The 14228-nt window shown below is 43.0% G+C and carries 8 protein-coding genes; 3 read left to right on the top strand and 5 right to left on the bottom strand.

The genetic code is table 11. The annotated features are described in order from the left end of the window. The first annotated feature begins 1112 nt into the window (after positions 1-1112). Positions 1113-2108: a formate transporter FocA gene (gene focA, locus HUB64_RS15640; RefSeq protein ID WP_028760971.1), complete on the top strand. Its 996-nt coding sequence runs from the start codon at positions 1113-1115 to the stop codon at positions 2106-2108. Positions 2109-2260: 152 nt separating this feature from the next. Here focA and HUB64_RS15635 read toward each other — a convergent pair whose 3' ends face one another. From HUB64_RS15635 to cysK, 4 genes are all read right to left on the bottom strand, one after another. After that, complete coding sequence (locus HUB64_RS15635; protein ID WP_028760970.1) at positions 2261-4975, bottom strand: TonB-dependent siderophore receptor; 2715 nt, start codon at positions 4973-4975, stop codon at positions 2261-2263. 693 nt (positions 4976-5668) lie between these two features. Then, positions 5669-6667, bottom strand: coding sequence for a TDT family transporter (locus HUB64_RS15630; RefSeq protein WP_028760969.1), 999 nt, complete (start codon positions 6665-6667; stop codon positions 5669-5671). Between the two features lie 152 nt (positions 6668-6819). Continuing rightward, entirely contained in the window at positions 6820-7893 is a 1074-nt protein-coding gene (locus tag HUB64_RS15625) for a methyltransferase (protein WP_173497362.1), read from the bottom strand. Between the two features lie 202 nt (positions 7894-8095). Continuing rightward, positions 8096-9064: a cysteine synthase A gene (gene cysK / locus HUB64_RS15620; RefSeq protein WP_113940761.1), complete on the bottom strand. Its 969-nt coding sequence runs from the start codon at positions 9062-9064 to the stop codon at positions 8096-8098. Positions 9065-9314: 250 nt separating this feature from the next. Here cysK and HUB64_RS15615 point away from each other — a divergent pair, with 250 nt between their 5' ends. Together HUB64_RS15615 and HUB64_RS15610 are read left to right on the top strand one after the other, a co-directional pair. Beyond that, positions 9315-10514, top strand: coding sequence for an RDD family protein (locus HUB64_RS15615; protein WP_173497361.1), 1200 nt, complete (start codon positions 9315-9317; stop codon positions 10512-10514). Beyond that, the gene (locus tag HUB64_RS15610) at positions 10511-11632 is read left to right on the top strand and encodes a beta-ketoacyl-ACP synthase III (protein WP_028760965.1); all 1122 of its coding nucleotides are present in this window, start codon (positions 10511-10513) and stop codon (positions 11630-11632) included. Before HUB64_RS15615 ends, HUB64_RS15610 begins: the two co-directional genes overlap by 4 nt. Before the next feature lie 100 nt (positions 11633-11732). On the opposite strand, the gene HUB64_RS15605 is transcribed toward HUB64_RS15610, so the two are convergent. Beyond that, complete coding sequence (locus HUB64_RS15605; RefSeq protein ID WP_254451431.1) at positions 11733-14141, bottom strand: carbohydrate binding family 9 domain-containing protein; 2409 nt, start codon at positions 14139-14141, stop codon at positions 11733-11735. Positions 14142-14228 lie beyond the last annotated feature (87 nt).

Below are 14228 nucleotides of genomic sequence, written 5' to 3'. Positions count from 1 at the left end.
ACGCCCTATGATGGGAACTGGATTTTGAAGCGCTCGTCACTCCAAAAGTCTGTCTATTGATACCCGATAAGATGACAAATATTCGCTTACTTTGATTATCGGCTACTGATAAATCTTTATAATTGGTAAGACCAATTGTCCACAAGCATATTAACATAGGTCTGTCGCTATCGCATCTTAAACGGCTTGGTTTATGCTCTGTTAATACCAAATTTGCTAGCTAGGTAGCATTTTTTTACCACAATAGGGAATACGGCACGCTTTTTAAGTTGGTGTGACATCTGAACCCCATTATCTCTTAAATCAGCCTGCCTATATTGTTCCCATTTACTGTCCACCTTTAGCGAGGATAAATCTATCCTCGTATAGGCTGATTTTGATTGGTGGGAGTCACGGCTCGATAATGGGAGCTGTCACAGTAGGCGCAGTGGTTATGATATTAAAAATAAGTTTGATGTTAGCTATTTGTATTAATTTATTTTTATTTGCTAACTTAGTGTCGATTTAGGAGACGGCATGTCATAACGCCATCAAATAAAGCATGCAATGCTTAAATCATTCAGGAAGGGTTAAAGAGTGGCTAAATACAGTAGTTGGCTATGATGCAGGCAACTTGTTACTTGCTGTTGGACTAAACTGTAAATGCTAAAGTATGGGTTATAGTGGGTTCAATTTAATGAATACTGAGAGACACGCGTCAAGCTATTGGTCATTTAATGTGTCATTGCTGAGGTTAACTTGAATCTATAGCGCATTAATTTAAGCGTTAGTTCGCTAAATATGAGATGGAAACGTGCAGGATATGCATTGTATACCATCTTAATTAAGCCACATTCTCGCGATGAAAATCGGGTTGACATGGTAAGACCAATTAACCTTTTGTGTTTTTGGCTTCAAAGTTTTCACATTTTGGGTGTGAATAGCATCACGCTTTAGCAATATCTGCTTCACAGCATAAGCGTGTTGTATGATACAAAGCGAGACTTTAGTGAATCATCATTTAAGCAGCAAATCATTATCTCGGTTTTGATTCGTGTTATCTGCGCAATGGCGCTGCTGGAGATACCTATGCTACGCGTTCAAGTTTGTTTATCTGAAGTTGGAGTTATGCAATGAAAAGCCCAAATCCATCGTCATCAGTTCCAACTGTGACAAACAGCGCACATGAAGCGCCACAGGTTTCAGCTCATTTTAGTTGTTACAATCAGGCTGAAATTTACGGGACAAGCAAAGTGGTTAAAGCACCTTGGCAGTCCTTTGGCTTAGCCGTGTTTGCTGGCGCATTTATCGCTTTAGCCTTTGTTTTTTATTTAACCGTAACTACTGGCGCAGGCGATGCGTCTTGGGGTTTAGTTCGTTTCGTTGGCGGAATAGCCTTTAGTTTAGGTTTAATCTTAGTGGTTGTTTGCGGTGGAGAACTGTTCACCAGTTCTGTACTCAGTACCGTCGCCTGGGCACAAAAACAGGTCACTGGCGCTGAATTACTCAAATGTTGGTGCCGCGTGTATGCCGGCAATTTTGTCGGCGCTATGTTGATGGTTTGCTTGATCACTGCCGCAGGTATGTATGATCTCGATGGTGGTAATTGGGGATTAAATGCACTTAAAGTGGCACAGCACAAACTGCACCATACTTGGATTCAAGCCTTTAGTTTAGGCATTTTATGTAACATGTTGGTGTGTTTAGGTGTGTGGATGACCTTTGCTAGTCGTGATGTACTGACGAAATCGTTACTGTTAATTTTACCTGTGGCTATGTTCGTTAGTAGTGGCTTTGAACACAGTATCGCTAACTTATTTATGGTGCCTATGGGCATGATGATCCAATCTATCGCCAGCCCAGAGTTCTTCGTGTCTTTAGGGGTTACTCAAGCACAATTTGCCGATTTAACCGTGGCAAACTTTATATTCAATAATTTAATACCTGTAACCTTAGGCAATATTGTCGGTGGCGGTGTGATTGTTGGTTTAGGTTATTGGTGGATAGAGCAGGGTAAAGTCACCTTGGCTGAACCACACAAAGCTCATCATGAACATTTTTCTGCACCACATTCGCATGCTGAAAAATCTCAGCATCAGAGTGAGATTAAGCTGACTAAACATTCCTAGAACGCCTTTAATTATTAGTCTGAAGTGAAAGTGCCCAGCAGGTAGCTGGGCATTTTTATGTCGGTTTACTATGATGTGTAAATAATGAAGTAAATAAAAACGGCATCCGAAGATGCCGTTTTTTGATTAGGTTCTAACTCATAAACACCATATTAGAATTTAACTTCGCCTTCGATAAACCATTCACGACCACGCGCATCATATGATGAGCGGTTATAGTGTGGCCAGGCTGTATCTGTTGGATCAAAGTTTGGTCCAACATTAAATAAGTTCATTACACCGCCAGTCACTTTAATTGCGTCTGTGATGTTATAAGCCGATGTTAAGTTCCACTTCGTTTGTGATGCAATTTCGTTTGCACTTTCATCGAATGCCAAACCTTTATCTAATGCAGCTTTTTTAAACGATTTATATCCAACACCATGCATTCTTGCTGTGTGGTAAGCGCCTAAAGTTGTTTCAAAATCGTTTATATACCAACCTAAAATGATATTGGCTTTATATTGCGGTAAACCACCATCATCGATGTCATCATCAATTGCAGCTGTAGGATCTGTTTGTCCTTCAGAAAGAAGAATATAAGTACCATTAAAGTTTAGTTTTAACTCACCAAAGTCAGCGACATCCCATCCGTAACCAGTGGTTAAGTCAATACCACGAACTTTCTGATAAGCAAGGTTTTGTGCGACGGTATTAATGTGAGTAATAGTACCTAATGCGTCACGGGTGATCATGTTTGCATAAGTTTCATATTCACGAGCAGCTTTGCTTGCAGAGATGTCACTTACCATGTCATCCAGTTTCCACTCCCAAATATCGAGTGAAGCATTTAAGCTATCGCCACCATATACAGCACCTATGTTGGCTGTATAGCCTGTTTCAGCGCTAAGATCTTTGTTAGCACCAGTAGTGATATCAATATTGAGTTCATTACAGATTTTGTTCAGTGTTGGATCTGGATTTTTCTGAGATGGAGTTCCACCTAGAGCTTGGCACTGTTTAAAATCAATGATATTGCTATATGCTTTAGTTGCATCTCCATATACGCGATGCATATCTGGTGCGCGGAACACTTTACTGATAGAGCCACGAACTAATAATTCATCAAGTGGGCGATACTCTACGGTTAATTGAGGCGACAAATTTCCACCGAAATCATCATATCGGTCATAACGTAAGGCCGCATCAAGTGTTAAGTCCTCAAGAACTGGAAGCTTTAATTCCATATAGGTTGCCCAGTATGAACGCTCACCAGCACCTGATGAACCACCACGGCTTAGAATATTGCCTTTAACAGATTCTGAGTCAGATTCTGATGAGTAGTCTTGAGTGGTATATTCCGCCCCAAAAGCAAAGTCTGCTGAACCTGCTGGCAGTTCAAATGCTGGACCTGTGATATTTGCTTGAATATTTTTTTGAGTTGATTGAGCTTTTTCAAACGGAGTGTACGCTATACCGCTGACATCATTTGTGCTGATAGGCGCAAGCAGTGATTTACCGTCAGTACCTTGAGCTAGATAATTAAATAATCCACCCACAGTCGCAAAGCCACTATTGAATACATCCACATTAGTACGGCCGTAATTTACGGATGTATCCCAACTATAATCATCAGCGATCACGCCTTCCAAGCCCGCGGTGAAGAAATAGTTACGGGTACTTGTTTCTCCTGCGCGGTTGCCGAATTCGTGCAAACGACGAATATAGTTGTAGTCACCATTTTCGGCATTTTTAAAATCTCCACCAAGACCTGTATTCTTGTCGAATGTTTTTGTCAGTGAATCATCTAAATCAACGCCTAAAGTTACTTTGTCTCCTGCAACATTGACTGTGTAGTTATCGATACCCATAGGTTCGATACGTGTTGTTGATTTTGCTTCTGCAAAATCAAGACGTCCTACAAAGTTCAAATTATCTGCAAGTTCATAGTTAAAGTTCGTTGAACTGATAAAACGAGTGCTTTCTGGTGATAGATCGCGCCACTTTGAGCGATCAAAGCCACATGCGCTACCTGTCCAAAGAAAACCGCCCGCTTCGCATTCACTCGCAGTTAGGACACGTTGGCCTTTTGGTGTCGTTCCACCAGCAGGTTTTTTACCTGTAATGCCAGCCCCATATGAGCTGTATTGTGAATATTTACTATAAGGTACTTTGTCTGTATCTAATCCAAAAACAGCTCTATCAGTTGCATTCAAACGCTCAGTATCAGTAAATTCGATGAAGGTTGAGACGTTACCACGTTCGGAAGATGAACCCAGAGATAGCGCAATTCGATCGCTTCCACCACCGCCTTCAGTAGTATCACCATGTCGATATTTTAATGCGACGCCATCAAAATCTCTTTTTAAAATAATGTTTACTACGCCACCAACAGCATCTGCACCATAAATTGCTGAACCACCAGATTGTAATATCTCAATACGAGCAACAGCTTCCATTGGTAAGTTTGCGGTATCAACAAAGTTGTCTGTACCACCTGCTGGTTTAGGATATTGGTTGAGACGTTTACCGTTAATCAATGTTAGCGTTCTGCTTGCACCCGCATTACGTAAACTGATTGATGACGCAGCTGGTGTAAAACCATGTACTGATTGAGTTGTCATTGCTCCTGTTGTTGAAGTCAGGCTCTGCAATGCATCTTGTACGTTAGTAAAACCTTGTTTTGCCATATCATCAGCACTTAGTACTGTAACTGGGGTTGCGGTTTCCATATCGGTACGCTTAATACGTGAACCTGTTACTTCAATACGTTCAACTTTGGCACCATCTTCAGCTGCATATACTATCGAAGTGGTTAACGCGGCAGTAGCTGCTCCGCTTATTAATGCAAAGCGAACGGCTTTGGCTAATGTAGAATTTGCACGCATTTTATTCTCCCTTAACACATGTTGTATGTTTATTTTTTATTTTTCTTAAATGGTTACTTATGTAAAGAATTAAGCTCTCATTTAATTGAGTTCAGGATATAACCACAAGAAAATAACAAGTGCAACATTGGTCATGCTGGAGTTTTGTTTAAAATTTGTTATTTACTCTCTTTTTAAAATGCAGATATAAGTAGGGTGTGTGTGTAATCGGTGGCAGATAAGGTTTTAATCTGAGGGTTTTGTTTTTTATTTGGCTTTTTGTTTTTATTATTGGTTCTTTGTGTTTTTTTATTGTTGCTAATGTTTTGTTTTATTGTGTTTTAATTTTGTTGTTTTCAATAATAGTTTGAAACTATTTTATGTGAAAAAGTAAAAATTAATAACGATATGGTTTGTCATTCCATATATTTTAGATTGGATGATTGAGGAGTGCTATCAATAAGGGTTTTCATGCGGTTTAATTTTGTATGGTGATATTTTTACACCGCGTCAGGAAGCTAGAAGTAAAATTATGGAATGAAATGTTGTAAAGAGTGAAAACTAATCAAATGCTATTTCTGATTATTTAATTTTGACTGTTTAAATATAAAAGCGAAGTGAATATCTATTCACTTCGCTTTCGGTTTATTGTTTAGTTTTTTGAGTGAACAATTCATTTGTATGGTTAATTATTTTTACAAAAAGCTGTTCTGTTTATTTGCTATTTAGAACTGATTTGTGCTCTACCACGTTAAATTGCAGTGGAAAGTAGTGTCCTAAATAACGTAGGGCGACATAGGCAACCACTAAGGTGGCGATTACCAGTTCGAATTCTGCTAAGTATTTTATCCATATCGCTAACTCACCCATGTTATTGAACTGCGTTAACCAAGCAGCGGTTTTAAAGAGGGCGGTTGCACCGATCACCATAGGGAAGGTAAAGGCTGCGTAGCCTGGGCTAAAGGGCAGTTTTAGTAGGTGAAAGAAGGCCAAGTAGATGATGCTGGTCATCAGAATGGCGATGCTCAGTAGTAAGGCGACTAAGGGAATTGATGCCTGCTCACAAACAGTCAGATAGCCCGCGAGTGATAAACTTGCGGGAGCTGCAAGAATGGCAATGGTTGGTTTAGCGGCATCAGGTATCGCCTGACAGAAAATGAGGCGATAGAGCATCAAAGGCAGCATGATTAAGTAGGCTAACATTCCAAAAACCAAAATGGCGTTTGCTAACCATTGGTAATCAGACACAGGGAAAGACACCGCCGCGACGATAATGCCAATCGGTGGTACAAACCAGCTTGGAACCATGTGCTCGAGTTTAAAATCAATGGCGCGATAGTAGATAAACGCGCTTAGGAAGATCACATGGATACCAATGGCGACTAGCCACAGGGTTAAGCCAGCTTTGGGGAAATAGTCGCCGAGTGATTTAGACACCACCATCAAGCCCATGGCGAAGGTGGGGATCACACTACCAATCACAGGGTGACTAAGCTCGTCCTTTAAAATATTAGGATGAAGCATGAATTTACCCATGAGCAATAACAGTAACACAGAGGCTATGATGGCACCTGTGAGTTGTCCTGCGCCATTAAGTGAAGGTGTCATGTTCTCCCATGTCCAACCTAAGCTGGCAATTGCCAGTGCCAACCCAGCCATAGGGCTGGGAAGTTTAGCTGCGTGGGATGTCCAGCGTTTGCGTTTTGAAGTCATTTTGAATACCTCTCAATACTGACAATGCTTAACATCGCTTTTTTGGGGCGCTGTTTTGATGTATTTAGTGTACTGCGGGTATCAATGATAAATAAACTTGATTAATTTTATTCATTGCATAAGTTTTATTTACTTTGATGTTGCTATTAAACTTAAGGTTTGAGTTTACAACGTAGTAGCGTGTGCCCTAGGCCAAGATTGTCTGTGTCTTCATCCACATACAGTCCCGCTTGGTGAAGCAGGGCCAATAAATCCTTAGAGTGATACATGCGGCTATTGCCATTGGCCATGGCGCTGAAATAGAGGCTAGTGGCATTTACGCAATAGGCGGAGGCGGCCGATGGCTGTCTATCCCAAAAGGTTTCGACGATAAAGAGTTGGCTGCTTGATGTCATTGCCTTTGCCGTGCGTTGTAAAATGCTCAGGATTTGGATTTTTGAGAAGCAATCCAGAAATTGACTCATCCAGTAAGTATCGGCGCCTTCGACAAAGGGTAGTGAGTCGTCCAGCAGATCGGTGGCAAAGGTATGCACGCGTGCTGCAAAACCTCGTGCGAGTGCATTTTGTGTGGCTACCTCTAGTTGACCCGGAAAATCCATAATCGTAACTTCAACGTTTGCGTCATAATCACAGCAGCTCAGTGCCCATTTTCCGGTATTGCCGCCTATATCCACTAAATGGATTGGCTTATGGGCAAACACTAATGGTAGAAGCTGTGGAAAGGCATGATCCGAATAGTAATGATCGAAGGCAAACCAGCTCTGTTTCGCTTTGGGTGGTAGATCTTTTAAGGCGGGATAGATGGTATTCCAGTCACCGAACACCTTAAGTCCTGCGGCCTTGCCTTCGAGTAGCGCGGTATCAAGGTTAAAAAGGCCTTGATAGCAAACATCCTGCACAAAGTTAAGGTTGATGGCTGCCATGTCGTCATGGAGTAAAAAGTGCCCAGTTTTGTCGAGCACATAGCCATTTTCATGTTGCCAAACGAGACCCATACTGAGCCCCATATCCAACAATACCCCCAAGGCATATTCACTCAGTGGGGTGGATTGGCTTAACTCGGCCGCAGTGATCCCATGTTCGGCCGCTTTATCTATTTGGGCTAGCACATCGAATTTGAGTAGGCAGTGGGCGACTTGGAAACTAATGGGGCCAAAGGCAATTTTTTGAGCTTCAAACTTTGCATTGAAGGCGCTGATGTTACTTGGTGTTCGGTAAAAAGACATAAAAAGGAATGAATTGGCGAGCGGGTCCGTTCTTTATAACCAAGTTAGCCGTGAAAGCCAGTTGAGATACAAAGAACTATGAGCTGTATCCAAACTTGAGCAGTAACTTGTTTATGCTCTGTAATCGAGATCTAAATAATGGAATGCCATAAATAAAAATACCCAGCCAAAGCTGGGTATTTTAAGGACGATAAAACGTCGTTTATTGAACGTTTTCTTCGTCGCCGAATTGGCCTTGGAACAAGACTGAAGATAGGTAACGCTCGGCAGCCGATGGCAAAATCACCACAATGGTTTTGCCTGCAAACTCTGGCAACTCAGCGATGCGGTTGGCGGCGACAACGGCGGCACCCGATGAAATACCCACTAAAATGCCTTCTTCTTGCATTAAGCGGCGGGCCATGTCGATGGCTTCATCGTTAGTAACAGCTTCAACACGGTCAATCAATTCTAAATCTAAGTTACCTGGGATAAAGCCAGCACCAATACCTTGGATTTTATGCGGCCCTGGTTGCACAGGTAAACCCGCTAAGGTTTGAGCTATAACAGGAGAATCTGCTGGCTCAACCGCAACTGAGGTGATGGTTTTACCGGCCACTTTTTTCAAGTAACGGCTTACCCCAGTAATTGTACCGCCAGTACCTACACCGGCAACAAACACATCCACTTCACCATCGGTATCATTCCAGATTTCTGGACCTGTGGTTTTTTCATGGATTTCTGGGTTAGCAGGGTTATTAAACTGCTGCAATAAAATGTATTTTTCAGGAGCCGATTGGCGAATTTCTTCCGCTTTATCAATGGCACCTTTCATGCCTTTCGCGCCTTCAGTCAGCACGAGAGTTGCGCCTAGGGCTTTGAGTAGCTTACGACGCTCTAAACTCATGGTATTTGGCATGGTCAGGGTCAGTTTATAGCCACGGGCCGCGGCAACATACGCTAATGCAATACCTGTGTTGCCTGATGTCGGCTCAATCAGCTCGTGATTTTTTGTTAATAGACCTTTCTTCTCGGCATCCCAAATCATATTGGCACCGATACGGCATTTAACACTGAAACTTGGGTTACGGGCTTCGACTTTGGCCAGCACTTTACCTTGGCTAACACGGTTTAAACGTACTAGTGGTGTATTACCAATAGTATATGAATTATCTTCGAAAATTTTGCTCATGGATTGCTTGCTCCTATGTTGGCACTACTGAATCATAATCTGCTGTGGCGCTTTTAGAAGTGATTGTTTGTTCTTCTTTATTCGATTTGGTTATTAAAGGGTGTGCTGTTATTCGCAAACCCTGATTGGCAGCCAGTTTAACTGTGTTAACCTCTTGCTAACATAAAAAAGATTGTGGCATTAACAGGGATAACTTCTTGATGTCTCAATCGTAAAACTAGCCTATCACTCGTATCGGACAAGCGCAAAGATGAAGCAGCAACAAATGGATCTGGGTAAAGATCCAAAAACGATGGTAACGCCAAAGGCATTTACCATTGCAGCAGCCGTGTTATATACCCCATTGGCGACACCGTTGAAGCGGATGTTAGCCATACTGATTGATGGTTTGCTGATCACTGTGTTAGCTGAACAGATGGATTGGATGTTTGTCTTGCTGGTGGTCAGTATTATCTGGATTGAAAAGCGCAGTCGTAAGTTTGGTCGTTTATTAAAGTGGGGACTTTATGCCCTGATGTTGGTTTTTATGTTGCTGACAACCGCCAATAATCTGTTTGATTTTAATGGAACAGACGTTAAAAGCAGTGAGGGAGTAGAGCAACAATTGGCATTAGGTGAACAAATCATTACGTCACTACCAGCATTGATGTCGTTGAGCCAGTGCAATAATTATGCTTGTGGTAAAACTCAAGTTCAATCCCTACATGAAGCGATAAAAAGCGCTTCAGTATCAAAGGGCATGACAGAAAATGATCAACGTGAAATGGTGCTAGAAACCATAGCCAACAGTAGTTTGCCTGCCGTAGACAGTGAAAAGTTACAGGCGGAGGTGCTTAATGGCAGCCTATGGCCTGTTATTACACTTCCTGTTGAGTTGGCGACAACAGATTCTCCGCCTGAGCCACTTCAGCCTATTCAAGCTATTTCGCCGGATGTACAGCTGCAAAGTGCGGCTGATGCAGTGAATGTGAGCTCTTCGCAATATTCTCGCCTCAGAACCGTTGATGAAGCTACAACCCATAGTGTTGTCGCTTGGGTGAAAGGCTTTCTGAGTGATATGGGGTTGGGTTTTGGTTGGGCAGCGTTTTACTTTACCGTCTTTACTGCACGATTTGATGGTCAAACCTTAGGTAAGAAGATGTTGGGCATTAGGGTGATCCAGCTCGATGGTGCCAACATCAGTTTATGGGCCGCGTTTGGCCGTTATGGTGGCTATGCCGCAGGCTTTACTACTGGCTTACTTGGCTTTATGCAAATATTTTGGGATGCCAATCGGCAGGGGATCCAAGATAAAATATCTTCAACAGTCGTGATAGACTTAGTGCAAATGCATAAAAAGCAACGATTAGAGCAACAAGCGCAGGGGCAAAATGAGTTAGCACCTGTGCTTACGAGTGATGATGCATCCTCTGCTCACCTTACAACCAGTACCCGTTTGGAGCATTTATGAAACAGGTCGTCATTTCGGGGAGTGGCCTATTTACGCCGCCCCACAGTATTTCCAATGAAGCCTTAGTTGAGAGCTTCAATGCTTATGTGGATATTTTTAATCTTGAAAATGCAGGCTTAATTGAGCAAGGCCATGTCGCGGCTTTGTCCTATTCATCGAGCGAGTTTATTGAAAAAGCCTCTGGCATCAAGCACAGATATGTGATGGTGAAAGAGGGCATTCTGGATCCCGAAGTCATGATGCCGTTGATTCCTGAGCGCAGTAGTGACGAATTATCGATGCAGGCCGAGATTGGCCTTGAAGCCGCATTGATGGCGCTTAAAAATGCCAATCTCAAGGCTGAACAAATTGACTTAGTGATTGTTGCCTGCGCTTATACTCAGCGTGCGTATCCTGCTATGGCGATTGAAATTCAACGTGCACTGGGTACGCGGGGTTATGGTTACGACATGCAGGTAGCGTGTTCATCGGCGACGTTTGCAATTGTCGCCGCGGCTAATGCCATTGCTACGGGTTCTGCCTCAAGAGTGCTAGTGATCAACCCTGAAATTTGCTCGGCACAGGTGAATTATCGCGACCGTGACAGCCATTTTATCTTCGGTGATGTGGCGACGGCTCTGGTACTGGAAGAACAAAGCTTAGCCCAGTCTGACCATGTGTTTAAGATCCTCTCAAGCCGCTGTTTTACCGATTACTCGAACAATATTCGCAGTAATTTCGGTTTCTTGAATCGCTGCGATCCGAGTGCGGCCCATCAAGCCGATAAGTTATTCCACCAACAAGGGCGTAAGGTATTTAAAGAGCTGTTGCCGATGATTTATCAACATTTGGATGAACATCTGGCCGAACAAGCGTTAACGCCACAGTCCTTCAAGCGTTTATGGTTACATCAAGCGAACATCAACATGAATCAGTTTGTGGTGAGAAAGTTGCTTGGGGATGATGTGTCTGCGGAACAAGCGCCCGTGGTACTAGATGAATACGCCAATACGGCTTCCGCGGGTTCTGTTATTGCATTTCACAAGTTTTCCGGTGACTTTAAGACTGGCGATTTAGGTTTATTGAGTTCGTTTGGCGCAGGATATTCTATTGGCAGTGTTATTCTGCAGAAGGTCTAAGATTCTCACCGTCATAATAAAAAGCCCACATCGAGGAAGATGTGGGCTTTTTTATGTCAGTTGTTTGCCTAAGTTGCTTTCTGTTTAAGGCAATGATTGTTTATAGCAGCCATGCGTAACTTAACTTCATAAAGTAGGTTTTCTCGTCCCGCGTCAGGCGGCTTAACTCATCATTAGCCTGTAAACTATCAGAGTATCCGAGGTAGAACACACTCTGCGGATTGAGTTTATAACCGTAGAGGAGCTCATTGCCTAAATGCGCTTCCTCACTCTGCGGCGCTGAATATAAATACTGCGCCACATTGCGATTTATCCGGGTGTAAATGCTAGAAAGGCGAATAAAACTGTGTAGACTGAATTGCCAGTTGAGGCGTACATCGCTCAGATTAGCGGTAAAAAGTGCACCTTGTTCCACATCCATTTGCTGATAAAGATGGGAGATATCGATAGAAAGTCCATTAGCAATTTTCCAATTGATACTCGGGTTCATTTGCGTTTTAGTGCCCAGCCTATCATTGATAAAATCAATTTCATCGCCGTAGTACATTTCAAGCTCCATACTCAGGGGCGATAACGGGGTTACTGCGCCATAAAACCACACTTGGGTTTCATCATATAGTTGACTATTTCCGGCGATAGTGAGCAGTGAAGCATCGAGGCGAGGGCCCACACGTTCACGGGTTTCTACACCAAAGGTGATTTCGCTTTGTAATGCGCCGAGGATTTCTATGTAGGCTTCATACTCTTCTTCAAGTCGTTCGCCTGCTTGGTTATGAGTGATATCCCAATCTCCCGCTAATTCCACCTTGTTAAAGGTGCCCGTAGGATACCAAATCAAACCCGCACCAGCCTCAAAGGTGCGGTAATCGATTTTTTCGACAAAGCCTAAATCGGCACGAAAATCGGGATCAACTGCGTTGTATTCACTGTAAGCAAACCAATTTCGCTCTTCGTGTTTAAAGGTTAACTGATATAAATTGCCGCCAAAGCGGCTATCAGATTGGCTACGTAATACTTGTTCGTTGAGTTGGCAGTGACCGAGTTCGCAATCAAGCTGAGATTGGCCACAGGGCAAACCATTACTAGGGTCATTTTCAGTATCAGTACAAAATTGACGATAAACTCCCGTGGGGTACTGAGTATCCGATTGGGCCACTTGCGCAGTGAAACTGTCCTGTGGTGTTGGTTGATATTTCGCATCCAGACTAATGACATAGTTGTGGTAATCGGGTTGGCTGTTGATCCCATTATGGGGGGCATTTGCTGCACCATTGTGAGTGTTGTCACTGCTTGTTTTCGCGGTAAGTAATCCGCCGATGGAGAAGGTTTTGCTCATGTCGAAACGATAACGTCCCGCAAGGTTCAAACTTTCTTGATCAAGCGAGGCAACCTCTGAGCTTAAATTTCCCGGCACTAAAAACGTGGTTTGGCTATCGTTACTTGCTAGCAGAGCTAAAGTGTGATCATCGCTCTTACTTGTCAGTTTGATACCATAGTCAGGTGCAACAATATTGCGGGTGTGCAGCAGATTGACCTGTGTGTCGAAATAGTCTTTATTATCCAAAAAAAACGGCCGTTTCTCATCATAGAACAAGGAGAAAGTGCTGTTCACATCGAGCTGGCCAGCATCGGATTCCACTTGGGAAAAATCGGGATTAATGGTGGCATTGAGTAAGGTGCTGGAATTAATGCCCCAGCGCAAGTCTACACCTGGCTCGAGATTGTTATCAGCTTCCCAGCCATCCGCCTGTTTATGTTCGTTACGGTTGGCGATAAAAGTCGGGGTGATTTGTACATCCTGTCCTTGTTCTGCCCCCGCCAAGCCAGAAGCCACACCTAACTGACAAAGTTGACAACTCGTATTACGGTCAATCTTATGGGTCGATAGGCGATGTTTTTCATTGCGTGGATAATAACGAATTAACTCAAAGCCCCATTCTTGCAGGCTTTTCTTGTCGTCAAAGTTGAACAGTCTCAGTGGTAACTCGACTTCGACCTGATAGCCATCGGCGGTGATCTTGCCTGCGGATTTCCAAATACCATCCCATGCTTCGCTTTCTTCACCCGTTAGTTCGTTTTCAATTGAGTCTAATTGCACGCCAAGGGGATTAATAAAAAATTGGTATGCTAAACGGGCATTATTAAAAGTATCGAGTTTAATTCCGACTAAATCATCACTCCACAGTTTGTCTCTGTCCTTGAGTGTGGCGCGAATGAGTTTGGGATTAATGTCTTTGGCAGTAAATGCCACAAAAAGACTGGTTTTAGTCGCATAGACTCGCGCCTCGGTTTTCACTAATGCGGCAATGTTTTCCCCTGGTTGGGTTTCGTATTTGAGCTCTGTGACTGCGGCTTGTTGCCAAATGGCATCGTCCAACTCACCGTCGATATTGGCAGCACTGTTAAGTGTTGGAATGGCTAACTGAAATTGGCTGGCATAGCCAGCAAGACAAGTTACAGGTAGAAAAGTAAGACTAGATAAGATGATGGCTAAGATTGATTTCAACAAAAAAGACTCAAATAACACATTCGTGGCGCGCATTTTGCCAGAAAATGTGAAGTTAACAATAGCGAGTAATTGTTACAAGGTTTGCGT

This window comes from Shewanella sp. ISTPL2 (genome assembly GCF_013283205.1).
Classification (GTDB): Bacteria; Pseudomonadota; Gammaproteobacteria; order Enterobacterales; family Shewanellaceae; genus Shewanella; species Shewanella oncorhynchi.
This window is presented reverse-complemented; position numbering and strand designations above follow the sequence as displayed.